Origin of the sequence: Pseudomonas sp. IT-P176 (genome assembly GCF_949767245.1) — a bacterium.
Taxonomy (GTDB): domain Bacteria; phylum Pseudomonadota; class Gammaproteobacteria; order Pseudomonadales; family Pseudomonadaceae; genus Aquipseudomonas.
This window is the reverse complement of the sequence record NZ_CATKPN010000079.1, coordinates 152,202-174,829: the sequence shown is the minus strand read 5'-3', so window position 1 is coordinate 174,829 and position 22,628 is coordinate 152,202. Positions and strand designations below refer to the sequence as shown.

General features: G+C 60.9%; 25 protein-coding genes. 4 read left to right on the top strand and 21 right to left on the bottom strand.

Annotation, left to right across the window (positions count from 1 at the left end; genetic code table 11):
* Positions 1-130: 130 nt before the first annotated feature.
* From ACM6IP_RS22035 to ACM6IP_RS21985, 11 genes are all read right to left on the bottom strand, one after another.
* Entirely contained in the window at positions 131-472 is a 342-nt protein-coding gene (locus tag ACM6IP_RS22035) for a ribonuclease E inhibitor RraB (protein WP_095167696.1), read from the bottom strand.
* Positions 473-675: 203 nt separating this feature from the next.
* Positions 676-912: a hypothetical protein gene (locus tag ACM6IP_RS22030; protein WP_401126693.1), complete on the bottom strand. Its 237-nt coding sequence runs from the start codon at positions 910-912 to the stop codon at positions 676-678.
* Positions 913-1,061: 149 nt separating this feature from the next.
* Positions 1,062-1,667, bottom strand: a complete 606-nt coding sequence (locus ACM6IP_RS22025; protein WP_414862275.1) for an START domain-containing protein — start codon at positions 1,665-1,667, stop codon at positions 1,062-1,064.
* Positions 1,668-1,708: 41 nt separating this feature from the next.
* Positions 1,709-1,963, bottom strand: coding sequence for a YkgJ family cysteine cluster protein (locus ACM6IP_RS22020; protein WP_095167692.1), 255 nt, complete (start codon positions 1,961-1,963; stop codon positions 1,709-1,711).
* Positions 1,964-2,122: 159 nt separating this feature from the next.
* Positions 2,123-2,626, bottom strand: a complete 504-nt coding sequence (locus ACM6IP_RS22015) for a translation initiation factor 2 (protein WP_401126779.1) — start codon at positions 2,624-2,626, stop codon at positions 2,123-2,125.
* A gap of 90 nt (positions 2,627-2,716) precedes the next feature.
* On the bottom strand, positions 2,717-4,156 hold the full coding sequence (locus ACM6IP_RS22010) for a PLP-dependent aminotransferase family protein (RefSeq protein WP_095167681.1): 1,440 nt from the start codon (positions 4,154-4,156) through the stop codon (positions 2,717-2,719).
* 201 nt (positions 4,157-4,357) lie between these two features.
* The gene (locus ACM6IP_RS22005) at positions 4,358-5,161 is read right to left on the bottom strand and encodes an OmpA family protein (RefSeq protein WP_095167679.1); all 804 of its coding nucleotides are present in this window, start codon (positions 5,159-5,161) and stop codon (positions 4,358-4,360) included.
* Entirely contained in the window at positions 5,158-5,514 is a 357-nt protein-coding gene (locus tag ACM6IP_RS22000) for a DUF4398 domain-containing protein (RefSeq protein WP_095167678.1), read from the bottom strand. The genes ACM6IP_RS22005 and ACM6IP_RS22000 overlap by 4 nt, the downstream gene beginning before the upstream one ends.
* Positions 5,515-5,523: 9 nt before the next feature.
* Entirely contained in the window at positions 5,524-6,348 is an 825-nt protein-coding gene (locus tag ACM6IP_RS21995) for a substrate-binding periplasmic protein (protein WP_414862274.1), read from the bottom strand.
* 81 nt (positions 6,349-6,429) lie between these two features.
* Entirely contained in the window at positions 6,430-7,359 is a 930-nt protein-coding gene (locus ACM6IP_RS21990; RefSeq protein WP_401126698.1) for an electron transfer flavoprotein subunit alpha/FixB family protein, read from the bottom strand.
* A 2-nt stretch (positions 7,360-7,361) separates the two neighbouring features.
* Positions 7,362-8,111, bottom strand: a complete 750-nt coding sequence (locus ACM6IP_RS21985) for an electron transfer flavoprotein subunit beta/FixA family protein (protein ID WP_003226982.1) — start codon at positions 8,109-8,111, stop codon at positions 7,362-7,364.
* Positions 8,112-8,658: 547 nt separating this feature from the next.
* Between ACM6IP_RS21985 and ACM6IP_RS21980 the strand changes: the two genes are divergently transcribed.
* The gene (locus ACM6IP_RS21980; RefSeq protein WP_159994518.1) at positions 8,659-10,323 is read left to right on the top strand and encodes an electron transfer flavoprotein-ubiquinone oxidoreductase; all 1,665 of its coding nucleotides are present in this window, start codon (positions 8,659-8,661) and stop codon (positions 10,321-10,323) included.
* 94 nt (positions 10,324-10,417) lie between these two features.
* Here ACM6IP_RS21980 and ACM6IP_RS21975 read toward each other — a convergent pair whose 3' ends face one another.
* Positions 10,418-11,308: an AraC family transcriptional regulator N-terminal domain-containing protein gene (locus tag ACM6IP_RS21975; RefSeq protein ID WP_414862273.1), complete on the bottom strand. Its 891-nt coding sequence runs from the start codon at positions 11,306-11,308 to the stop codon at positions 10,418-10,420.
* 179 nt (positions 11,309-11,487) lie between these two features.
* Between ACM6IP_RS21975 and ACM6IP_RS21970 the strand changes: the two genes are divergently transcribed.
* Positions 11,488-12,540, top strand: a complete 1,053-nt coding sequence (locus ACM6IP_RS21970) for an NAD(P)-dependent alcohol dehydrogenase (RefSeq protein ID WP_414862272.1) — start codon at positions 11,488-11,490, stop codon at positions 12,538-12,540.
* An 8-nt stretch (positions 12,541-12,548) separates the two neighbouring features.
* Here ACM6IP_RS21970 and ACM6IP_RS21965 read toward each other — a convergent pair whose 3' ends face one another.
* Positions 12,549-13,031, bottom strand: a complete 483-nt coding sequence (locus ACM6IP_RS21965; RefSeq protein ID WP_095167667.1) for a GNAT family N-acetyltransferase — start codon at positions 13,029-13,031, stop codon at positions 12,549-12,551.
* Positions 13,032-13,261: 230 nt separating this feature from the next.
* Between ACM6IP_RS21965 and ACM6IP_RS21960 the strand changes: the two genes are divergently transcribed.
* Positions 13,262-14,482 carry an MFS transporter gene (locus ACM6IP_RS21960; protein ID WP_414862271.1) on the top strand — a complete coding sequence of 407 codons (1,221 nt, stop codon included), beginning with the start codon at positions 13,262-13,264 and terminating at the stop codon, positions 14,480-14,482.
* Between the two features lie 20 nt (positions 14,483-14,502).
* Here ACM6IP_RS21960 and ACM6IP_RS21955 read toward each other — a convergent pair whose 3' ends face one another.
* The 4 genes from ACM6IP_RS21955 to ACM6IP_RS21940 all read right to left on the bottom strand — a co-directional run bounded on the left by ACM6IP_RS21955 (position 14,503) and on the right by ACM6IP_RS21940 (position 17,500).
* Entirely contained in the window at positions 14,503-15,063 is a 561-nt protein-coding gene (locus ACM6IP_RS21955; protein ID WP_095167663.1) for a DUF1285 domain-containing protein, read from the bottom strand.
* A 17-nt stretch (positions 15,064-15,080) separates the two neighbouring features.
* Positions 15,081-15,686, bottom strand: coding sequence for a DUF4823 domain-containing protein (locus ACM6IP_RS21950; protein ID WP_095167662.1), 606 nt, complete (start codon positions 15,684-15,686; stop codon positions 15,081-15,083).
* A gap of 67 nt (positions 15,687-15,753) precedes the next feature.
* On the bottom strand, positions 15,754-16,722 hold the full coding sequence (locus ACM6IP_RS21945; protein WP_414862270.1) for a GTP 3',8-cyclase MoaA: 969 nt from the start codon (positions 16,720-16,722) through the stop codon (positions 15,754-15,756).
* Positions 16,723-16,861: 139 nt separating this feature from the next.
* Positions 16,862-17,500, bottom strand: coding sequence for a TetR/AcrR family transcriptional regulator (locus ACM6IP_RS21940; protein WP_095167659.1), 639 nt, complete (start codon positions 17,498-17,500; stop codon positions 16,862-16,864).
* Positions 17,501-17,580: 80 nt separating this feature from the next.
* Here ACM6IP_RS21940 and ACM6IP_RS21935 point away from each other — a divergent pair, with 80 nt between their 5' ends.
* Positions 17,581-18,714 carry an aminotransferase class V-fold PLP-dependent enzyme gene (locus ACM6IP_RS21935; protein ID WP_414862269.1) on the top strand — a complete coding sequence of 378 codons (1,134 nt, stop codon included), beginning with the start codon at positions 17,581-17,583 and terminating at the stop codon, positions 18,712-18,714.
* A 237-nt stretch (positions 18,715-18,951) separates the two neighbouring features.
* Here ACM6IP_RS21935 and ACM6IP_RS21930 read toward each other — a convergent pair whose 3' ends face one another.
* The 4 genes from ACM6IP_RS21930 to mltG are packed head-to-tail and all read right to left on the bottom strand — an operon-like array spanning position 18,952 to position 22,625.
* Positions 18,952-19,749: a TatD family hydrolase gene (locus ACM6IP_RS21930; RefSeq protein WP_414862268.1), complete on the bottom strand. Its 798-nt coding sequence runs from the start codon at positions 19,747-19,749 to the stop codon at positions 18,952-18,954.
* A 60-nt stretch (positions 19,750-19,809) separates the two neighbouring features.
* Positions 19,810-20,796, bottom strand: a complete 987-nt coding sequence (locus tag ACM6IP_RS21925; RefSeq protein ID WP_095167653.1) for a DNA polymerase III subunit delta' — start codon at positions 20,794-20,796, stop codon at positions 19,810-19,812.
* On the bottom strand, positions 20,789-21,421 hold the full coding sequence (gene tmk / locus ACM6IP_RS21920; protein WP_095167651.1) for a dTMP kinase: 633 nt from the start codon (positions 21,419-21,421) through the stop codon (positions 20,789-20,791). Before tmk ends, ACM6IP_RS21925 begins: the two co-directional genes overlap by 8 nt.
* Positions 21,422-21,440: 19 nt before the next feature.
* Entirely contained in the window at positions 21,441-22,625 is a 1,185-nt protein-coding gene (mltG, locus tag ACM6IP_RS21915) for an endolytic transglycosylase MltG (RefSeq protein WP_414862267.1), read from the bottom strand.
* Between the last annotated feature and the right edge of the window lie 3 nt (positions 22,626-22,628).

The window sequence follows — 22,628 nt, the reverse complement described above, 5'->3', positions numbered from 1 at the left end:
CTGGCTACCCCTCTTCCCTTTTGGCCACCTGCTCAGGTGGCTTTTTTTTGCCTGGCGTTTGCCCCAACCCAAATGAAAACGGCCGACCCAAAAGGTCAGCCGTCGCTGAGTGATGTCGCTATTCATAGTGTTATGCGAGTTGCCCTCGTACCTCCTGCTTGACGCCCCAACCTTCGATGATTCCCCCCAAAGGCTCGACCACCGCCTCGAAGTCCTGTTCAAAATCGCCAATGCCGCCGTAGGTGGCGTACATCACCTTGCTCAGTTCCAGGTACCAGGCACCGTCGTCGCGCACACTGATCTGTGCATTCAAGGATTCACCGCGAAATTGTCCTGCCGCCCTGCGTGCCCCCTCCTCGTCGGGGAAAATGGCGTAGAACTCGATGGGATGGAACCGTGAAAAATCAAAACCGCCTTCTTTCATGCGGCGCAGCACGCTGCTGCTGATGTCTTCTTGATAGGCTGTGCTCATGAAACGTCCTCCTACTTCCAATGGATAGACTTTCCGTACTCCACGCGCCGGCAACCGAATGGTGCAAGCGCTACGGCAATCAGATTGCCGCCGGGACACAAGCATGTAGCTGACAAGACCAGACCTTAGCGATCCATTCGCTGATCTCGCTTGCAGAGTAGCTCCAACTCGGAGCGCGTGCCAAGGCCTGGTTACAGAAGGGATTATGGAATCGGGGAGATGCTGAGGATTTGAATGCTGTTCTGATCTTTGAGGCTCTTGAGCGTCGGGTCGTCGGTGCGACCTTCCAGGTCATTGAGATCCAGCTCGGCCGGGACCGGGAGAAGTTTGGCGCGAATCAGTTGCGCGGCCTTTTCCATGTCAGGTTGCTGCTCGCAGTCGAAGCGTTCGACGCTTTGCACACCATGATCATCCACAAAGGTGATTTCCCACTTTTGCATCGGTGCCTCCTCGATAAAACCCGTAGATGGGCTTACTTCCATCTCGACCCGGGTCGCCGGGCATTCGTTCCCTGCCCCTCGAAGAACTGCCCTGGCAACAGGGTTGCTATCACCAACCCTGTTGTTCCGATGGCCTGGAACAGGCGTGCTTACTTCTCGGCACGTTCCTTGAGGGTCTTGAGGGTCTCGAAAGGTGCATCGACCACAAACTTGTTGGCGACCATCGCCGGCACGCTACCACCTGGCTCTGTGTGCACTTGATAGGTCACTTCGACCTGATCGCCCTTGGGCACGAACTTCCAGAAGCCCTTGACCTCGGTTACCCGGACAAAACCCTTTTCCTCCGGAATGTATTTCGGCACGCCTTCCAGGTTGCGGGTCAGGCTGCCATCGGCGCCATCGACGGTGGTGATATGCAGCACCGAGTCACGCGCAGTCACCGGCCAAGGGGTATTGAACTGGGTGTAGGTCCAGCTCTGGTCACCTTCGTGCTTGAGCAGTTTCTGGCTCTTGCACTCGTGGATCCAGGCACAGGCCCCGGCCACGTCTTCCTGCAGCGCCCGCAGCTTGGCAACAGTGGTCTTCATCAGGGTAACGCCCTGATAGGACTTGTAGTCGGAGCCCGGCACTTCACTCAGGGAGATCTTGATCCCGTCTTCGTTCTTGGCAACTTTCCAGTCTTCGGCCTGAACCACGGTGGAGGCCAGAACAGCGCTCAACCCACACAGCACAGCGATACGATGCAGCGAACCCATAGTCTTGTTCCTTATTGTTGAAGTTCCGTTCGTTGAACACACTACGCCGCGGTCATTTGTTCCCACCAGCCGATCAGTGTGATGGCTTGTTCCTGGCTGCTGCCGCAGACCTCGATATCCGCCTGGAACGCACCACAGACGGCAGGACGCTCGGGCTGGCCGAAGATACTGCACAGATTATCGACAGACAGTTGCACACAACGTTCGCCCGCGGGCTTGCCATGGGGCATGCCGGGAATCGGTGTACTGATGGAAGGGGCAATGCAGCAGGCGCCACAGCCTTCTCGGCATTTCATGACGACAAGCTCCTCGGGAGTGTGGAATGACGGAGACTAGAGTACCCGCTTAAACAGCCGTTTGAAATTGGCCGCCCAGGGGTTTTTCGCGCAAATACGCGTGACTGATCAGTCTTGCGACAAAGCGTCGGCTCGCCAGGTCACACCTGCCGTCGGGTTTTACTGATTGAACTGGAATTCCAGGGCCGCGCCTTCGATTTCCCGGCGCTCTTCGTTGCGCAGTTGCAATTGCATTTCGTTGGAAATCAGCCGGCCGTTAAGCTGGAACTTGCTTTCTTCCTTGGGTTTTTCCTCGAACAGTGGCGGCAACAAGGGTGCGCGCTTGACGATCGGGACGGTGCCAATGGGTTGCAACTGGCGGACCATTTCCGGAGGCAGGCTCAGGTCGATATTGGTGGACGGTAACTCAGTGGTGCGCACCACTTCGCTGGCGGCCTTGGATTTTGAGGCAATCGGCGGGCGTGGCTTGTGCGCAACGGGTTTGTTCGCAGCGTCCGTTTTTTTCACGGGCGCGACTTTTTTGACCGGCGTGGTGGGGGCCACCTTAGTCGTTGACGTACTGGAAACCGCTTTATCCGGGGTCGCCGCCGCCATCGCGCTCCCCCAATTGAACACACTCAGCAAGCAGACCAACACCAGACCAACAGGAAAAATCGCTTTCATAACCCCTACAGCACTAACGGCAGAGGGCCATATGCTCGCCTGTTGCAAGGGCGCTGACAAGCGCCCATCTCGATCAGCCCCGGCGATGCCTCAAAAACCGCTGGCGGTTTCCTGACACAGCTGGGTCGCGAGCATGCCCAGTGTCATCAAGGCTCGCTCGGCTTCACGGTTCCAGGGGATGCCGCAATTCAAGCGAATGCAGTGGTTGAACTGCTCGGTGTTACTGAAAATCAGTCCTGGGGCGATGCTGATCCCCTGCTGCAAAGCCCGCACGTGCAATTCCTGGGTATTGACCCGTCCCGGCAAACTGACCCACAGGATGAAACCGCCAGTGGGTCGGGTCATCTGGGTGCCTTCGGGGAAATACTGCTGCACTGCCAGCTGGAACGCACTGAGGTTCTTGCGATATTCCTGGCGAATGTAGCGCAGGTGTCGATCGTAACCGCCGTTCTCCAGGTAGGCCGCGATGCCCATCTGCGTGACGCTGCAGGCCGAATGGGTACTGAAGGTCTGCAGGCGCTGGATTTCTTGCTGGTACTTGCCGGCGATCATCCAGCCGATGCGCACCCCGGGGGACAGGGTCTTGGAAAAGCTCGAGCAGTAGATCACCCGATCCAGGCGGTCATAGGCCTTGAGGGACTTGGTGCGCCCCTGCTCGAACATCAACTCGCCGTAGATATCGTCTTCGACCACCTGGATATCAAAGTCCGAGGCCAGGCGCAGCAGTTGTTTCTGCCGCTCTTCCGGCATAGTGCCACCCAGGGGGTTGCTCAGGCGGGTGGTCAGCACCAGGGCCTTGATCGACCACTGGTTGGCGGCTAGTTGCAGGGCTTCCAGGCTCATGCCGGTGGACGGATCACTGGGAATCTCGATGACTTTGAGGCCGAGCAGATCGGCCAGTTGCAACAGGCCGTAATAGGTCGGCGACTCTGCGGCAATCAGGTCACCGGGGCGGGTCAGCACGCGCAAGGACATCTGCAGGGCGTCGACGCAACCGTGGGTGATCACTACTTCGGATGGGTCGACCACCACCCCGGCGTCGCGCATGCGAATCGCCACCTGGCGGCGCAAGGGCTCGAAACCGGGACTGAACATGTAGCTGAACGCCCGCGGACTGTGAAAACGCGTGACCTTGGCCAGTTGCTGATGCAGCGCCCGCACCGGCAGATAGTCGACACTGGGCACAGCGGCGCCCAGTGGGAACACCCCTTCGCGGCGTGACTCCACCAACACTTGCTGGATGATGCTGCTGCGGGTCACGAGGCCCGGGCGCTCGACCCGGGCGATATCCGGGGTCGGCGCGGTCAGGGCCGGGGTCTGGTGAACGTAGTAACCCGACTGCGGACGTGCGCGAATCAGGCCCTGGTCTTCCAGGTTGGCATAGGCCTGGAGCACCGTCGCATGGCTGACATTGAGCTGCGAGCTCATCTTGCGCACCGAAGGCACACGCTCGCCAGGCTGATACACGCCGCGCCGGATATCCTCAGCCAGCTGCTGAGCGATACGTTGATAGAGCAAAAGATTGGTCATGACGCAGCACTCGATTTCACGGGCATTTTATTTTTGTAGAGAACTATACCGGCACAGTTTAGAAGTGTACGGGGACAGTTGCCACAATAGTCGACCGTACAGCCCAGTGTCAGTAAAAACTGTACTGTTTTGTGCGCCGATTGGCAGGCCAAAAAAAACCCGGCACCTCTACAGGTGCCGGGCTTTCCAGTAACGCTGACCTTAGCGGGCAGCGCCGAGCTGGCCTTTTTCGTCGGAGAACACAATTTCCACCCGGCGATTCTGCGCCCGGCCCCGCTCGGAAGCGTTGGCCTCTACCGGGTATTCATCGCCATAACCTTCGACTTGAATACGTTTATCGTCAACACCCAGGTCCATCAGCATGTCGGCCACCGCCTGGGCGCGGTCCCGGGACAGTTTGCGGTTTTCCTGTTTGCCGCCCGTGCTGTCGGTGTAACCCTCGATGCGCACGACACGCTTGGGGTTGAGCTGCAGGAACTGGACAATTTTCAGCACCGTGCGATTGGCCGAACTCTTGAGCTCCGCCTCACCAGTGTCGAACAGCACATCGCCAAGGGTCATCACCAGCCCGCGATCGGTCTGGGTAGTTGCCAGGCTGATGATCTGCTCTTCCAGCCATTTGCCCTGCTGCTGCACGCTGAGCAACTTGGCCTCGCGCAATGCCAGTTGCAGGCGTTGGCGCTCCAGCTCGAGCTTGGCTGCGCGCTCTTCGTTGAGCACTTTCTCGCTGTGTTGCCGGGCAATCTCACTGTAACGCTGACTCAGGTAGGAATAGTGCTGCACATCGGCGCCACTGCCCCAATAGCTGGACAGGCGATCGGCCCGGGCCAGGGATTCACCGGCCCGGATCACGTCCTTGGGCGCGATGCGCAATACGTTGGAGTCTTCCTTGACCTTCTGGAAGTCGTTATAGGCTTGTTGCAATGCCACATCGCTGTGCTGGCCCGCACACCCGTACAGGCTGGCCAGCAGCAGGCCGCCGAGGACGCCATTCGCAAGCTTCATTGGGCGTCTCCCAACTGCTTGCGCAAGCGCGCGATGCGGGTGTTGAGAACGTTCAGTTGCTCCTGGCTTTTAAGCGTCAGGACCTTGGCCTCGGCCAGGCGTGCATCCAGTTCGGCCTGCTCGGCCTGCACACGGGCATCCTTGAATGACTGGTCGGCCATATCGGCCTTGGCCTGGGTGTACTTGCCTTCTGCCAGCTTCAGCTCCGGCACTTCCTCGGCGGTGGCCCCCACCGCGGTCGCCTGTTCCAGGGCCTGCCCGGTCAAACGCATTTGTTCATTCGGCGCCGGATCGGCTGCACAACCCGCCAGAGCCGTGACGGCCAGGGCAGCGAAAAGAGGTCGAATAGTCACTAAAAATCCCTACTGTTTTGGGGTGCTGACGGGCTGTTTCAATTGTGCTTTCCAGCGCTCCAGATTGCGCTGTAGCACGGCCTCAGTCAGACCGGACGCGGGCAATTCTGTCATCTTTTTGGCTAACTGTCCGCGCAACCATGGATCGTTGCACGCCGAGTTGTGGGAAATAGCCAGAAACAGCCCGGGTTTATCCACCGGTTGGGCGTAAGCCTGCACGTCGTTGGCGATACTCAGGGTCTGTGTCATGGCCATCCCGGCGTACCGCCCCGCCAACACAAACTCCACTTCGCCCAGCAGCAATTTCTGAAACGCCTGGGTCAGGTTCGGCGTACTGACCAGGGTCAGTTGCGATTGCGCGAACGCTGCGAAATCCTGGGTCAGCCGTGCCTGCTGCGACACTGCGCCTAGATGCCCACTCAAATCCTTGGCCTCGCTGTAGTCCAGCGTCGAACCATTGCGGGTCCATACCAGGTAGTCATTGCTGGCCAGTGCCGGGTGTATGTAGTCCAGCGCCTCCAGTTGCCCGGTCGCCAGCGGAGCGTCCGCCAGCATGTCGATGCGCCCGCTGCGCACCTCCTCCAGCGCCTGGGAGCGCTTGCCGGCAAAACGCAACTCGACCTTGAGCCCCAACTCCGCCACCACCTGCTGCAGCAAGTCGGCATTGGCGCCGATCAGGTGCACAGGGTCCTGCGGGTCTTGCCACAGATAGGGCGGCGCATCGGGGCTGCCGGTCACCACCAGGCGTTCGCATTTGCCGGCAGCGTTCGATACAAGGGGCAATAGGGTCAGGCCGAGGAACATCGACCAACCGCTCAAGCGACGCAAATCCATGGCGTATGTCTCCACTCTCAACTCGCGGACAATAAAAAGCCCGGCCAAAAGGCCGGGCTCTTTATAAGTGAAGCCGCTGGATTAGACCAGCTTCTCCAGCTCAGGGATGGCTTCGAACAAGTCCGCCACCAGGCCGTAATCAGCCACCTGGAAGATCGGCGCTTCTTCGTCCTTGTTGATCGCAACGATCACTTTGGAGTCTTTCATGCCGGCCAAGTGCTGGATCGCGCCGGAAATACCGACGGCGATGTACAGCTGTGGAGCAACGATCTTGCCGGTCTGGCCGACCTGCATGTCGTTGGGTACAAAACCTGCGTCAACCGCGGCACGGGAAGCGCCGACAGCAGCGCCCAGCTTGTCGGCCAGGGCGTACAGGTGTTTGAAGTTGTCGCCGTTCTGCATGCCGCGACCGCCAGAAACGACGATCTTGGCAGCGGTCAGTTCCGGACGATCGGATTTGGCCAGCTCTTCGCCAACGAAGCTGGAGGTGCCAGCATCGTGAGCAGCAGCAACCGCTTCAACAGCAGCCGAACCACCTTCAGCTGCAACCGGGTCGAAACCGGTGGCCCGCACGGTGATCACTTTTACGGCGGCGTTCGATTGCACGGTGGCGATCGCGTTACCGGCGTAGATCGGGCGCTTGAAGGTGTCAGCGCTTTCTACCGAGATGATCTCGGAGATCTGGTCAACGTCCAGCTGCGCGGCAACGCGCGGCAGGATGTTTTTACCGTTGGAAGTGGCGGCAGCCAGGATGTGGCTGTAGCCAGCGCCCAGCTCGGCAACCAATGGCGCTACGTTTTCCGGTAGTTGGTGTGCGTAGGCGGCGTTGTCGGCCACCAACACTTTTGCCACGCCAGCGATTTTCGCAGCGGCTTCAGCCACCGCGCCAACGTTCTGGCCAGCGACCAGGACGTGGATGTCGCCACCGATCTTCGCAGCGGCAGCCACGGTGTTCAGGGTGGCCGGGGCCACAACCTTGTTGTCGTGTTCAGCGATTACCAAGATAGTCATGATTAGATTACCTTCGCTTCGTTTTTCAGTTTCTCGACCAGTTCAGCCACCGACTTGACCTTGATACCCGCGCTGCGTGCAGCCGGCGCTTCGACTTTCAGGGTCTTGTTGGTGGAGGCAGTGGAAACGCCCAAAGCATCCGGAGTCAGCACTTCAAGCGGCTTCTTCTTGGCTTTCATGATGTTTGGCAGGGACGCATAACGCGGCTCGTTCAAACGCAGGTCGGTGGTGACGATGGCTGGCAGTTTCAGGGAAACTGTCTGCGCGCCGCCGTCGATTTCACGAGTCACGGCAACGCTGTCGCCAGACACTTCGACTTTCGAAGCGAAGGTGCCCTGACCGTAGCCGCTCAATGCAGCGAGCATCTGGCCAGTCTGGTTGTTGTCGCTGTCGATCGCTTGTTTACCGAGGATCACCAGCTGCGGCTGTTCCTTGTCGACAACAGCTTTCAACAACTTGGCAACGGCCAGGGAAGTCAGGTCTTCGGCGGATTCGACGAGGATGGCGCGGTCGGCACCCAGAGCCAGCGCGGTGCGCAGTTGCTCTTGAGCGGTGGACGGGCCGATGGAGACGACGACGATTTCAGTCGCAACACCTTTCTCTTTCAGGCGTACGGCTTCTTCCACTGCGATTTCGCAGAAAGGGTTCATCGACATCTTGACGTTAGCGAGATCGACGCCGGAGTTATCCGCTTTGACGCGGACCTTGACGTTATAGTCGACCACTCGTTTGACAGCTACAAGAACCTTCATGGATTCCTCGTTACTCTCCGGTGAAAAGAAAGTCGCCTAGGCGAACCTGGCGGTTGATGCTCATCGGGCACAAGGGCACCTCTAAAAACGCCGGCCTGTGTATCGGGTAATCCTGCTCAGGAGGCAAATGACCGTTCGTCAGCGGTGACTGACAAGTCATTCGTTTTCACAGCGTGTAGACTTCGCCGCGAACCCACATTGCGCATCACCTTGTACTGCCTTCGCCCTGTCTTTAGAGGTGCTCTTGAAACCAACAGTCAGCCTACGGCGAGCGCAAAACCGCCCGTATCTTGACCGGAACGCCTATTCCGGTCAATACGGCAAAATGGTCAGTTATAAGCCGCGCTTCTTTGATTTATCTGGCTTCCAGCAATTTCAAACAAACGTTTGTATTGGACGCTGAGAGTGGTGTAGATATAATGCGCCACCTAGAGAGAAAGGTGGGCCCTCGATTGTCCTCCTGCCCACAGGGCAGAGCAATTGATCGAGGCTACACCAAACCTCCAATTAGAAAAAAAACTGTTGAGCCTTGAGTAGGAGATAACCTGTGGAACGCGAATACATGGAATTCGACGTGGTCATCGTCGGTGCCGGCCCCGCTGGTCTTTCCGCCGCCTGCCGATTGAAGCAGAAGGCCGCCGAAGCCGGTAAGGAAATTAGCGTCTGCGTGGTCGAAAAAGGCTCCGAAGTCGGTGCGCATATCCTGTCCGGCGCGGTGTTCGAACCTCGAGCCCTGAACGAATTGTTCCCGGACTGGAAAGAGCTCGGCGCCCCGCTCAACACCCCGGTCGTGCGCGATGACATCTATGTGCTGCGCAACCCCGAGGCGTCCGTCAAGGTTCCTGACTTCTTTGTGCCCAAGACCATGCACAACGAAGGCAACTACATCATCTCCCTGGGCAACCTGTGCCGCTGGCTCGCCCAGCAGGCCGAGAACCTGGGCGTGGAAATCTACCCCGGCTTCGCCGCACAGGAAGCCCTGTTCGACGAAAATGGCGTGGTCCGCGGGATCATCACCGGTGACCTGGGCGTCGATCGCGAAGGTAATCCGAAAGAAGGCCTGTACACCCCCGGCATGGAACTGCGCGGCAAGTACACGCTGTTCGCCGAAGGTTGCCGCGGCCACATTGGCAAGCAACTGATCAAGCGCTTCAACCTGGACAGCGATGCCGACGCCCAGCACTACGGCATCGGCCTCAAGGAAATCTGGGAAATCGACCCGGCCAAGCACCAGCCTGGCCTGGTGGTCCACACCGCCGGCTGGCCGCTGGATATCATGGGCACCGAGAACACCGGCGGCTCGTTCCTCTATCACCTGGAAAACAACCAGGTGGTCGTGGGCCTGATCGTCGACCTGTCCTACAGCAACACCTACCTGTCGCCATTCGACGAGTTCCAGCGCCTCAAGCATCACCCGGTGCTCAAGCAATACCTGGAAGGCGGCAAGCGCATCAGCTACGGCGCCCGGGCAATCTGCAAAGGCGGCCTGAACTCGTTGCCGAAAATGGTCTTCAAGGGCGGCGCGCTGATCGGTTGCGACCTGGGCACCCTGAACTTCGCCAAGATCAAAGGCAGCCATACGGCGATGAAGTCCGGCATGCTCGCGGCTGAAGCGGTGGCTGATCGCCTGCTCGCCGAATCCGAAGGCGGCGACGAACTGACGGCCTATGTCGACAGCTTCAAGAAAAGCTGGCTGTACGAAGAACTGTTCGCCAGCCGCAACTTCGGTCCAGCGATCCACAAGTTCGGCGCGATCGTCGGCGGTGGGGTCAACTGGCTCGACCAGAACATCTTCGGCGGCAAGCTGCCGTTCACCCTGCACGACACCAAGCCAGACTACGCGTGCCTGAAGCTGGCGGCCGACTGCAAGAAGATCGACTACCCGAAACCCGACGGCAAACTCAGCTTCGACAAGCTCAGCTCGGTGTTCATCTCCGGCACCAACCACGAAGAAGAGCAGCCGTGCCACCTCAAGCTGGCCGACGCGAGCATCCCGATCAGCAAGAACCTGCCGCTCTACGACGAGCCTGCGCAGCGCTACTGCCCGGCCGGTGTGTATGAAGTGATCACCAAGGAAGACGGCGAGAAACGCTTCCAGATCAACGCCCAGAACTGCGTGCACTGCAAGACCTGTGACATCAAGGACCCTGCGCAGAACATCACCTGGGTGACGCCGGAAGGCGCGGGCGGACCGACTTACCCGAACATGTAAGCCGTATGCCTGAACATCAAGGCTCCCGAATGGGGGCCTTTTTGTTGCCTGCAATAAAGCTCTGGTAGCAGCTGCCGAGCAGCGCACGGCTGGGTCAAGCGGCGCGCTCGTCTCCCGGGTTGCGCTCGAAGTAGCGCTTGTACTCGCGACTGAACTGCGACGTGCTCTGATAACCGACCCGATGCGCCACCTGCGCCACGCCCAGGCCCTCGGCCACCAGCAAAGTCTGAGCCTTGAGCAGGCGCAGGCGCTTCAAGTACTGCACCGGCGACAACAAAGTGCTGCGCTTGAAGTGTTCATGGAAAGTCGAGGCGCTCATGTTGGCGCAGCTGGCCAGGGTCTCGACGTTCAACGGCTCGTTGTAGTGCGCATGCAGATGGCTGATCGACGCCGCGACGCGGGCGAACTGGCCCTGCTGCTCCACCAGCGCCCGCAGCACATCGGCCTGGGGCCCGCGCAGGGCGGTGAACAACAATTCACGCAGGCGCGCCGGCCCCATGATCCGAGCTTCCAGCGGATCGTGCAGGCACGACAACAACCGCTCGACACAACCGCGCATGCCGTCATCGAGCACCACCGAGGTCATCGACTCGGGCGTCTGTGCGGCACCGGCCCGCCCTGGCGCCAGCCCCATGGCCAGCACCAACTCCCCCAGCAGCACCCGGTCAATCGCCACCGAGACCCCCAGCAAGGGGGCATTGGGCAAGGCATAGGTTTCGCATTCGAAGGGCACCGGCAATGCCTGGATCAGGTAATGCCCGGCCCCATACTCCATGGTCCGCGGCCCCAGGTACGCCAGTTTGCTGCCCTGGGCGATGATCATCAGGCTCGGCTCATAGATATGAGGGCCGCGGGCAACGTCGCAACTGGCGCGCAGTACCTGCACGCCGGGCAACGCGGTCGGGGTGAAGCCATCACCGGTGGCCAGCGGCTCGATCAACGCCACCAGGCTGGCATTGGCGTCGAGATGACGGGTCAGCAACATAGGAAAAACTTCGCAAAAATGGGATGAAAGCATCATCGCAGGTCTGCTCGCCAATGCGAGCCTTGGCAGGCCGATGCCGGAGGATTAGGCATGACACCCGGAGGAATCGCCATGGCCGTTGACCGCCTTGGCGCCCAGAATGCGCCGCCTCTCCTGTCACTGTATTTGCGAGGTTCATCATGTACACCGCCATCGGTTACGCCGCCCAGTCGGCCACCACTCCCCTCGCCCCCGTGCAATTCCAACGTCGTAGCCCACGAGCTGACGACGTCGCAATCGAGATCCTCTACTGCGGCGTCTGCCACTCCGACATCCACCAGGCACGCAACGAATGGGGGATTGCCGTTTACCCGCTGATGCCGGGCCACGAGATCGTCGGCAGGGTCACAGCCATCGGCGCCGACGTCAGCCAACATAAAGTCGGCGACCTGGTCGGCGTCGGCTGCATGGTCGACTCGTGCCGCCACTGCGAAGCCTGCCAGGCTGACCTGGAGCAGTACTGCCGCGAAGGCCCGACCATGACCTACGCCACCCCGGACCGGGTCGACGGCAGCAACACCATGGGCGGCTACTCCGACAGCATCGTGGTCAATCAACACTTTGTGGTGCGCATCCCGTCGCAACTGGACCCAGCCAGCGCCGCACCGATCCTCTGCGCCGGTATCACCACCTATTCGCCGCTCAAGCACTACGGCGTGAAGGCTGGCGACAAGGTCGGCATTCTCGGCATGGGAGGCCTGGGCCACATGGGGATCAAGTTCGCCAAGGCCATGGGCGCCGAAGTGACGCTGTTCACTCGCTCGGCGAGCAAGGCTGAAGAAGGGCGTCGCCAGGGGGCCGACCACGTGATCGTCAGCACCGATGCCGCGCAGATGGCTGCGGCGGCCGGACAGTTCGATTTCCTGCTCGACACCATCCCGGTGCAGCACGACCTCAACCCCTACCTCGACACCCTGCGCTTTGACGGCGTGCACATCCTGGTGGGCTTGATTGAACCCATCGATCCACCGGTCCACGCCGGCAAACTGGTGATGAGCCGCCGGGTCCTCGCTGGCTCGCTGATTGGTGGCATTGCCGAAACCCAGGAAGTGCTGGATTTCTGCGCTGCACACGGGATCACCTGTGACATCGAAATGCTCGATATCCGCCAGATCAACGAGGCTTATGCGCGCATGATCGCCGGCGATGTGAAGTATCGCTTTGTCATCGACATGGCGACCCTCAAGGCCTGAGCAACGCTTCAGCGCCCCTCGGCGAAATCACGCAGGACATTGCCGTCCATGCGATAGCGCACCCACTCTTCCTGGGGCTGGGCGCCGAGGGATTTGTAGAACTCGATGGCTGGGGTGTTCCACTCCAGCACACTCCATTCAAAACGCCCGCAGTCGTTGGCGCAAGCAATCTTCGCCAGGTGGCGCAGCAAGTATTTGCCTGCGCCACCGCCGCGCTGCTCGGGCGTGATGTACAGGTCTTCAAGGTACAGGCAGTTACTGCCCAGCCAGGTCGAATAGCTGAAGAAAAACACCGCAAACCCGATCGGCAGGCCATCGCGCAGACAGATCAGGCCGTGAGCGGTGGCACCTTCACTGAACAGGCTGCGTTCGATGTCGGCGACACTGGCGATGACTTCATGGCGGGCGCGCTCGTAATCCGCCAGCTCGGTGATGAAGGCGAGAATTTGCGGGGCATCGCTGGGTGTGGCCGGGCGGATCTCGATCGACATGGACGTCCCTTGAGAACGAATGAAAACGCCATACTATGTCGCCGATCGACGTTCGTCACATGGCACTGTCAAATTTTCTCCAGGCAGCGCTGGTGCTGATCAAAGGACTCGCGCTGCCCAGGGGTTACTCCGCTATCCGCTAACCCTGAAACCGCCAACCACAGAACAAACACTCGGGCTGGCCGTGGTAGATAAGGGTTCGACAAACCTACCGGTCACGAGATATCGCCATGCCCCGTCGCCCTACTCCGGACTCCGCCGTTGCGGGAAAACTGTTTGGCCTGTTCTGCCTCGCCAGCTACCTGCTGTCGTTGTCCTACGGCTCGACCTTTTTACTGTCCCTGCTGATCAGCTCACGGGGCGGTAACGAGCACGATGCCGGCAGCGTGATTTCCGCGGCGATGCTCAGCACCTTCGCCGCGGTGCTGGTTTCCGGGCATTTGTCGGACCTGTTCGGTGCCGCGCGTTCGATTGCCCTGTTCGGCGGCCTGCTGGTGCTGGCCAGCCTGGGGTTTGCCCTGACGCCGGGCTTTGGCAGCGCCTTGCTGTTTTTTGGCCTGACCCTGGGCTTGGGCTGGGGCGTGTTCTACACCCTGGGGCCGATCATCGTGGCCATGCTGGTGCCCGCAGCACAACGGACCAGGTATTTCGCCCTGCTGTCGGGCAGCATGATGACCGGCATCGGGTCCGGGCCCTTGCTGGGGCGCGCCGCCAGCGCCCTGGGTTATCCACTGAGCAGCGCGTTTTTCCTTGCCGCCCTCGCCAGCCTGATCGGTGCGCTGCTGTTCTGGCGCCTGGGTGCAGTGCTTTCGCAACGACCCAATCAGCTGGGCAATGCCGCGCTATCGCGTATTTCCTGGGCGGCGACGGTTCGGGTGATGTCCTCCAGGGCGCTGTTCCCGATCATCATGGTGGGCCTGGGTGGTTGTGTCTTCGGCGGGCTGTCGAGCTTTCAGACCAGCTACGCCGCCGCGCGTGCGCTGGATTACTCGCTGTTCTTTCTCGGGTTCATGAGCGCGGCGATTACCAGCCGCATGCTGATTGCCAGCTTCGTGGTCAAGCGCGACCCTTACTGGGCATCCTGCCTGCTGTCAGGATTGATGGTGGTGTCGGTGCTGATGTTCGGCTTCGTCGTCGACGATGCCTTCAGCTACCTGCTGGCAGCCGTGGTGCTGGGCATCGGCTACGGCCTGACCTACTCGGTGATCAATGGCCTGGCCGCCAACGAAGCGCCGCCCGGCAGCACCTCTCAAGCCCTGCTGCTGTTCAGCCTGGGCTATTTTGTCGGGGTATTCGGCTTTCCCTGGCTGGCGGGCAGGATAATCGTCGAGCAAGGGCTGCCGGCGATGCTGCTGGTGGTGCTGGGCGTGGCGCTGTTGAACTGGTTGATCACCATCGGGCGGTTATTGTGGCGCTGGCTGGTCGTGAGCAAGGCATTGCAGGAGGCGTAGGGTGCTCGTGTCAGTCACGCTCAGGGCTCGAGCCCGATGGGGAAAAACTCGCCACCGCTGTAAACCCCCAGCCAGCGCTGGCCGTCGAGTTCGCGGGTGACCGCGAGCTCGACCAGTTGGTAGAACACGTTGCGATGGATCAAGGCTTCGAGGTTGCTCCGTACGTGCACATAAGGGGCTGGTTCCTGGGTCTGCGGGTCGATGACCACTCGCAGAGGGTGCTCTGGCCCGGCTTCGGTGACTTCCTCGACGTTGGTGGTGAAACGCAAAACCTGGGCCTCACCCTCGCCTTGCACCTCCAGGGTCACGGCCACGAAAGGCGCGTCATCCACTTTGATCCCGACCTTCTCCACCGGGGTGATCAGGAAATAATCGTCACCGTCGCGGCGCATGATGGTGGAGAACAGCTTGACCATCGGCTTGCGCCCGATCGGCGTGCCCAGGTAGTACCAGGTGCCGTCGCGGGCGATGCGCATGTCGATGTCGCCACAGAAGTCGGGGTTCCACAGATGAACCGGCGGCAAGCCTTTGGACTTGGGGATTTGCCCCAGCAGATCGTTAGCTTTTTGCGCACCACTCATGTTGTTCTCCGGTTGAACTACTGATCGCCCAGGCCCAGCAGGCTACGCGCATATTGCGCCAGCGGCGGGCCCAGCAGATCTTCTGGCCTGGTGTCGTGGAACGTCAGTAAACCGCCACGACTCTTGATCCGTGCAGTATCAATCAAATACTGGGTGCTGGTCTCGATCAACATCAGTTGAATCACCCCTTTGTCGATACCCAGGCGATCCACAGCCTCTTGATCGAGCCATTCATCCGAGTTGCCGATGCGGTCGTCGGCGCTGGCAAAGCGGGTATAGAGCAGGTAATGGGCGCCTGCAGCCCGTGCCTCGCCCATGGCGGCATCCAGGCCCTCGGGCGCGCGGGCGCGACGGACCATCGGGAAATACTCGATAAAGCCGTTGAAAGCCTGTTCGGCAACCACGTTGGGGCGCGGCTCGGCACTGCCAGGCGGGGCAAACGGGCCCTGGGCAATGTAGATGAACGAGTCTGGCTGAATACGCAGGTTGTTCACCCGACGGCTGTCGCTGTGATCGAGAAAACCGGCGTCGCTCATCTGATCGCGAACCCCTTCGCCCATGTCGCTGACAGTCATGCAGCCGCCAAGCGTGACAACCGCCAGCAGCAAAACCAGGCTACGCATCCTTACCCTCCAGAAGCCGGTGACGGAAAACCGGCGAATCCGGGCAAGATGCAGCTTCCGCGCCAGCTCAGCCGCCGATGATTTTCATCACGGTCGCGCCACCGGAAAATGCCACTTCCTGCTTGTCCCCCAGGGCCTTCACCAACAGCCGTTGCAACGCCGGCAAGGCCTGGTGACGGGGCTTGTCCAGCAGGTCGCCGACATAATGCCGATTGCTCGATGACAGGCAGCCATGCAACCAGCCCGTGGACGACAAGCGCAGGCGCGAGCAGGTCCGGCAGAACGGCACGCTTTCATTGGCGATCACGCCAAAATGGCCGAGCCCGGGGATTTCATAGCGCACCGCCGTGGCATCCACCGGCGCATCGGCTTGCAGGTATTCGTATTGCTCGCCAATCAGGCCGAGTAGCTGCTGGAGGCTGACGAACTGCTGCAGGAAGGCATTCGAGTCAGAGGCCAGGTGGCCCATGCGCATCAATTCGATAAAACGCAGTTCATAGCCGCGCTCCAGGCAGTATTCGAGCAAGGGCATCACCTGGTCCAGGTTCTGCCCGCGCAGCGGTACCATGTTGACCTTGATCTTGATGCCCGCGGCGCGGGCCTGCTGCATGCCATCGAGCACCGTCGGCAGATCGCCACCGCGAGCGATGCCGCGAAAGGCCGCCGGGTCGAGGGTATCGAGGGAAACGTTGATCCGCCGAATACCGGCATCCACCAGCAACTGCAGCTTTTTGCCCAGCAACTGGCCATTGGTGGTCAGGCTGATCTCATCCAGGCCCATCTGCCCGACCGCCCGCATGAAGGTTTCCAGCTTCGGGCTCACCAGCGGCTCACCGCCGGTAATGCGCAGCCGCTCGATGCCAGCCGCCTCGATCAGGTACGCAACCCCGCGCGCCATGGCTTCGGCCGACAGCTCGTCCTGCGCAGCCACCAGCCGCTTGCCGTTAGGCACGCAGTAGGTACAGGCATAGTTGCAGGCGGAGGTCAGGCTGACGCGCAAATTGCGGAAGCGCCTGCCTTGTCGGTCAACGATCATGGATTACTCCGGCGGAAGTCGGTGCGGAAAAGCTAAAACTTGACTCACAAATCAAGTTTTAGCAATACCTAAGCCTGAGTATATTCCTGGGGCACTGCGCCATACAGGGAAACATGGCGCAATAAGGCTGCTGAATGAATCAGCTGCCTGGGGTGTCGGTATCGCGCTTGCGCTTGTTGCCCATGCGCACGCCGATATCCATCAGGAACTGGAAGAAACCTTCCTGGTCTTCCAGCACATTGCTCCAGAACGGCGAGTGATACAGCGCCACCGCGCCGTGCACCAGCGCCCAGGATGCGCAGTAGTGGAAATACGGCGGCACGTCTTCCAGCTTGCCTTCGCTGATCCGGCCCTTGATCAACAGGGTCAGGCGCTCGAAGTTGGAGGCGCGGATCTTGTGCAACTCCTCGACCATCTCTGGCACCTGGTTGCCCTTGACCACTTTCTCTTCCAGGCGATCGAACAACCGGTAGCGTTGCGGGTCGCGCATGCGGAATTCGAAGTAGGCCCGGGACAGGGCTTCCTTATCCTTGTCGACATCGGCAGAGTGCAGCAGCTCGTTCAGGTCACGCTCGTAATCGAGCATCAGGCGCAGATAGATCTCCGCCTTGGACTTGAAGTGCTTATAGATGGTGCCTTTGCCGATACCCACGGCATCAGCGATCATCTCGACGGTGACACTGTCTTCACCTTGTTCGAGGAACAGCTTGAGCGCGGTGTCGAGAATTTCTTGCTCGCGGCGACGAAACTCACGGACCTTACGAGGTTCTTTGTGCATAAGAAAAAGGTCTGTAGGGGTCAAAATTCGAAGCCGCGTATTATGCCTAACTTGCGCCAAATTGCACGGATCATCCGACCATGACTACGTTTCTTGATGAATTTGTACAGGCTCCAGGCCTTCGCTATTTGAATCATGCAGCCGTCGCGCCCTGGCCAAATCGGGCGGCCAGCGCCGTGGCGCGCTTCGCCCAAGAGAACGTTTTGCTGGGCGCGCGGGACTATTCGGACTGGATGTCACTGGAGCAGCGCCTGCGTGAACGCCTGATGCGCCTGCTAAACGCACCGTCGACGGACGACATCGCGCTGGTCAAAAATACTTCTGAAGCGCTGTCTTTTGTCGCCTTCGGACTGCCCTGGCAGAGCGGTGACCAGATCGTCATCAGCGATGAGGAGTTCCCATCCAACCGCATCGTCTGGGAAGCCCTGGCCGCGCAAGGCGTCGAAGTGATCCAGGCCAGCCTCAAGAGCGACGATCCGGAAGGCGCGCTGCTGGCTGCCTGCGGCCCCCGCACGCGCTTGATGTCGGTCAGCGCCATACAATTTGCCAGCGGCCTGCGCCTGGACCTGCAGCGCCTCGGAGCCGGCTGCAAACAGCAAAACGTGCTGTTTTGCATCGACGCCATCCAGCAACTCGGCGCCCTGCCCTTCGACGTCCAGAGCTATCAATGCGACTTTGCCATGGCCGATGGCCACAAATGGTTGCTGGGCCCGGAAGGCCTGGGGGTGTTCTACGTGCGCAGCGAACTGCGCGAACAACTCAAGCTGCACGAATTCGGCTGGCACATGCTTGAACACATGGGCGACTACACCCGCACCACCTGGGAGCCGGCCAAGAGTGCCCGGCGTTTTGAGTGCGGCAGCCCGAACATGCTCGGCGCGATGGCCCTGGAGGCGAGTCTGTCGTTACTGGAAGAAGTCGGCATGCCGACCGTCGCCACACTCATCGCCGAACGCGTGCAGTGGCTGCAGGACGGTTTGGGCGCAATCGCCGGGATCACCCTGCACAGCCCGCTCAATCCGGCTCGGCGCGGGGGGATTTTTTCCTTCAGCATCGACGGCATCGATAACCAGGTCGTGTACGAGGCTCTCAAGGCCCAGCAGGTAGTGTGTATTCCGCGCGGGCCGGGTGTGCGGTTTTCCCCGCACTTCTATACCGAAAAACGCGTGATCGACGAAACTATCGCCATAGTCGCAGCCATCGCCAAGCAGTGAGAACTCAAGCGAAGCGCCGGTATTCCAAATATGTTTAAGAAACCCGGGGAGCAAACTGGACTCGGCGCAATACTGATCAATACTTGAAATGTCGGCGCGTCATCTCCCCCAAGTGGCGCGTGGATATAGGTACCAACGGACCGCGTACCTTTGTTTTACTCCTAATGGTCTTAACCCGGATTCACCCCCCAGAACCCGGGTTTTTTTTGCCTGCGATTTGCCTCCCCAGGCCGTCGCTCAAACCGACTTAACGTGGGCCAAGGGGAACAGTCGCTTGAAGTTTTCGGTGGTCTGCTCGGCAAACCGCTCGTAGGACTCACCGCGGAGCATCGCCAGGAACTCCGCCACTTCGCGTACGTATTGCGGCAGGTTAGGTTTGCCGCGGTAAGGAATCGGCGCCAGGTAGGGGGAATCGGTCTCCACCAGCAGGCGATCGGCCGGCACCTTGCTCGCGACATCACGCAAGGCATCGGCATTGCGGAAGGTGACGATGCCGGACAACGAGATGTAGAAGCCCAGGTCAAGCGCCGCCTTGGCCATGTCCCAGTCTTCGGTGAAGCAATGCAGCACACCCGCCTGGGGCAAGGCTGCCTCGCGCAGCAATGCCAGGGTATCGGCACGTGCGCCACGGGTGTGGACGATCACCGGCTTGCCCGTTTGCTGGGCGGCTTGCAGGTGCAGGCGGAAGGATTGCTGCTGCAGCTCGGCCGCCTCTGGCTCGTAATGGTAGTCAAGGCCCGTCTCGCCAATGGCCACCACGCGCGGATGATTGAGCTCGTGCAACAGCCAGTCCAACGCCGGTGCCGCGCCCGGCTGGACGTCCAGCGGATGCACGCCCACCGAGCAGTCGACGTCGTCGTAGCGCTCGGCAAGCGCCTTGACGTCGGCCGCGTTGTCGACACTGACGCCGATACACAGGAAATGCCCGACCCCGCGCTGGCGCGCCGCCTCAAGGGCAGCGTCCAGGGAGCCGTCGTGGGCGGCGAGGTCGAGACGGTCGAGACGGTCGAGATGGCAATGGGAATCTACAAGCATAGTGAGGTTGCAACTAAATCGTATGGGTGGGGCGCCCGGACACAGTCCGGGCAGCGCGGTTTAACGTTGAGCCGGCAACCCTGTCCACTGCACCAGCAGGGCCTCGAGCAGCAGCACACGGTTGAGGTTAGCCTTGCTCAGGACCTTCTGCCGCTGGGCCAGGATCCAGTCCTGGATGTTCAGCACCTTGTCCTGGGAAGACTTCTGCGCCAGGTACTGCACCACCTTGCGCATATCCACCAGGCCGAGGCCGGCTTCATCCTGGGTCAGTTGATAACGCAGGATCAGGCTCGACCAGTCGCAGAACCAGTCGAACAACAACAGCAGCGGGATCGCATTCCAGCCTTCGGCCAGTTGGGTGGGCGACTGCTGTTGCTTGAGTAGTTTCTTCACCCCGTCGACCACCAGCGCCCGCTGTTCGCGTACGCCCTGGGCCTGCAGGGTGACCGCTGCCAGGGGCGAACCGGCTGCCAGGGTCAGCAACTCGACCCGCTCCTCTTGCGTGCAATCGGGCAACGCCTGGGCCAGCCATGCCAGGCTCATGGCCTCGCTGGGCAGCGGACAGGCTTGCTGTACACAGCGACTCTTGATGGTCGGCAACAGGCGACTGGTCTGGTGGCTGACCAGCAACAGCACGGTGTCACCAGACGGTTCTTCGAGGCTTTTGAGCAAGGCGTTGGCGGCGTTGATGTTCATCGACTCCACCGGCTCGATCAGCACCACCTTGCGCCCGCCCAACTGCGCGGTCTGGACCACGAAACTGACCAGCTCACGGACCTGGTCGACCTTGATCGCCTTGTCCGCCTCCTCCGGCTCGAGGATGTAGTTGTCCGGATGGCTGCCGGCCTTGAGCAGCAGGCAGGATTTGCATTGTCCGCAAGCGTCCAGGCCGTCTGGCCGCTGGCACAGCAGGCGCGCCATCAGACGCTCGGCCAGGGCGCGCTTGCCAATGCCCTTGGGGCCATGGAGCAGGTAGGCGTGGGCGTGCTGCCCGCGGCCGGCCAGTTGCTGCCAGAGGCTGTCCTGCCACGGATAGGCTTCAGCCACGGTGACGCTCCAGCAACTGTGGCAGCAAGCCGTCCAGCGCCTGCTGCACCTGCGCCAATGGCTGGGCGGCATCGACCAACAGGTAACGCTGCGGATCTGCCGCGGCACGCTGGAGGAATGCCGCGCGCACGGCCTCGAAGAACACCCGGCCTTCCAGCTCGAACCGATCCAGTCGGCCACGGGCACTGGCGCGGGCCATGCCGATCTCGATCGGCAAATCGAACACCAGGGTCAGGTCCGGGCGCAAATCGCCCTGGACGAAGGTCTCCAACGCCGCGATGCGCTCCAGCGACAACCCGCGGCCGGCGCCCTGATAGGCGTAGGTCGAATCGGTAAACCGGTCACAGAGCACCACCGCGCCGCGCGCCAGCGCCGGGCGGATGACCTCGGCCAGGTGCTGGGCGCGCGCGGCGAACACCAGCAACAGCTCGGTGTCGGCATGCATGACTTCATCGACCGGCGCCAGCAGCACTTCGCGGATGCGCTCGGCCAAGGGGGTACCGCCGGGCTCGCGTGTCAGCACCACTTCGATACCGGCGTCACGCAGGCGTTCGGCAAGGTATTCGCGATTGGTGCTTTTGCCGGCGCCTTCGGGGCCTTCCAGGGTAATAAACAAGCCAGTCACAGGCAGTCCTTAGTCAGAGTCATTGCGGGCTTTGCGGTGCCTGGGCGTCAGGCGTTGGCGGCGCAGGCGGTTGATCCTGCGGGACCGCCTCAGGCGCTTCGGGTACTGCTGGCACCTCGGGCACCTGCGGCACCACCGGCGCCGGCTCCTCGGGCGTCACCGCACCGTTGGCGGGCGCAGGGCTGGAACGATAGTCGGCGCGGCGCTTGAGTTGATACTCGCGCACGGCGTTGTTGTGGGCATCCAGGTCATCGGAAAATACATGGCTGCCGTCGCCGCGCGCGACGAAGTACAGGCTGCTGCCCGACACCGGGTTGAGGGCCGCGTGAATCGCTTCACGGCCGACCATGGCAATCGGGGTCGGCGGCAGGCCGAAAATCACATAGGTGTTGTAGGGCGTCGGCTCGCGCAGGGACGCGCGGGTCAGCTTTCCGTTGTAGCGCTCACCCATGCCATAGATCACGGTCGGATCGGTCTGCAGCATCATGCCGATCTGCATGCGCCGTACAAACACTCCGGCAATCTGTCCGCGCTCCTGTGGCACCCCGGTTTCCTTCTCCACCAGAGACGCCATGATCAGCGCCTGGTAGGGCTCGTTGTACGGCACATCCGGGGAGCGCTTGCTCCATTCCTTGGCCAGCACTTCTTCCAGCCGATCGTAGGCCTTTTCCAGGACTTCGGCATCGGTCATGCCGCGGACGAAACGGTAGGTGTCCGGAAAGAACCGACCCTCGGGAAATACACCGGCATGCCCGAGTTTTTCCATCAGCTCGCTGTCGCTGAGGCCGGCCAGGGTCTGTTCGAGCTTATCGTTTTTCGCCAGCGCTGCACGCACCTGGCGGAAGTTCCAGCCTTCCACCAGCGTCAGGCTGTACTGGACCACTTCGCCGCGCTGCCACAGGCCGATCAGGCCTTGTGCGCTCATGCCCGGCAGCATGCGGTATTCGCCGCTGTGCAAGGGATGGGTGGCCAGGTTGAAACGCCAGTACAGGCGCAGCCAGAAAGCGTCCTCGAGCACACCGTCGGCTTCCAGGCGATTGAAGGTCCCGGACGGCGTCGAGCCAGTGGGTACGTCGAGTAACTCTTCCTGAGTAATGTTGAGTGGCTGTTCCAGCGCCGAATTGATTTTCCAGGCCGAAGCGCCCAGCAGCAGCCCCGCCAGAACCAATCCGGTTTCCAGCAGCAGCAAGAGTTTACGTCTCACGAA

Coding starts and splice junctions, on each gene's coding strand:
- ACM6IP_RS21995 (WP_414862274.1), bottom strand. CDS start 6,348: ATGGATTTGCGTCGCTTGAGCGGTTGGTCGATGTTCCTCGGCCTGACC.
- ACM6IP_RS22010 (WP_095167681.1), bottom strand. CDS start 4,156: ATGACCAATCTTTTGCTCTATCAACGTATCGCTCAGCAGCTGGCTGAG.
- ACM6IP_RS21950 (WP_095167662.1), bottom strand. CDS start 15,686: ATGCGTAGCCTGGTTTTGCTGCTGGCGGTTGTCACGCTTGGCGGCTGC.
- ACM6IP_RS22025 (WP_414862275.1), bottom strand. CDS start 1,667: ATGGGTTCGCTGCATCGTATCGCTGTGCTGTGTGGGTTGAGCGCTGTT.
- ACM6IP_RS21940 (WP_095167659.1), bottom strand. CDS start 17,500: ATGCACAAAGAACCTCGTAAGGTCCGTGAGTTTCGTCGCCGCGAGCAA.
- ACM6IP_RS21955 (WP_095167663.1), bottom strand. CDS start 15,063: ATGAGTGGTGCGCAAAAAGCTAACGATCTGCTGGGGCAAATCCCCAAG.
- ACM6IP_RS21965 (WP_095167667.1), bottom strand. CDS start 13,031: ATGTCGATCGAGATCCGCCCGGCCACACCCAGCGATGCCCCGCAAATT.
- ACM6IP_RS21935 (WP_414862269.1), top strand. CDS start 17,581: ATGACTACGTTTCTTGATGAATTTGTACAGGCTCCAGGCCTTCGCTAT.
- ACM6IP_RS21970 (WP_414862272.1), top strand. CDS start 11,488: ATGTACACCGCCATCGGTTACGCCGCCCAGTCGGCCACCACTCCCCTC.
- ACM6IP_RS21990 (WP_401126698.1), bottom strand. CDS start 7,359: ATGACTATCTTGGTAATCGCTGAACACGACAACAAGGTTGTGGCCCCG.
- ACM6IP_RS22005 (WP_095167679.1), bottom strand. CDS start 5,161: ATGAAGCTTGCGAATGGCGTCCTCGGCGGCCTGCTGCTGGCCAGCCTG.
- ACM6IP_RS21960 (WP_414862271.1), top strand. CDS start 13,262: ATGCCCCGTCGCCCTACTCCGGACTCCGCCGTTGCGGGAAAACTGTTT.
- ACM6IP_RS21930 (WP_414862268.1), bottom strand. CDS start 19,749: ATGCTTGTAGATTCCCATTGCCATCTCGACCGTCTCGACCGTCTCGAC.
- ACM6IP_RS22015 (WP_401126779.1), bottom strand. CDS start 2,626: ATGAAAGCGATTTTTCCTGTTGGTCTGGTGTTGGTCTGCTTGCTGAGT.
- ACM6IP_RS22030 (WP_401126693.1), bottom strand. CDS start 912: ATGCAAAAGTGGGAAATCACCTTTGTGGATGATCATGGTGTGCAAAGC.
- ACM6IP_RS21975 (WP_414862273.1), bottom strand. CDS start 11,308: ATGTTGCTGACCCGTCATCTCGACGCCAATGCCAGCCTGGTGGCGTTG.
- ACM6IP_RS21945 (WP_414862270.1), bottom strand. CDS start 16,722: ATGATCGTTGACCGACAAGGCAGGCGCTTCCGCAATTTGCGCGTCAGC.
- ACM6IP_RS21985 (WP_003226982.1), bottom strand. CDS start 8,111: ATGAAGGTTCTTGTAGCTGTCAAACGAGTGGTCGACTATAACGTCAAG.
- ACM6IP_RS22035 (WP_095167696.1), bottom strand. CDS start 472: ATGAGCACAGCCTATCAAGAAGACATCAGCAGCAGCGTGCTGCGCCGC.
- ACM6IP_RS22020 (WP_095167692.1), bottom strand. CDS start 1,963: ATGAAATGCCGAGAAGGCTGTGGCGCCTGCTGCATTGCCCCTTCCATC.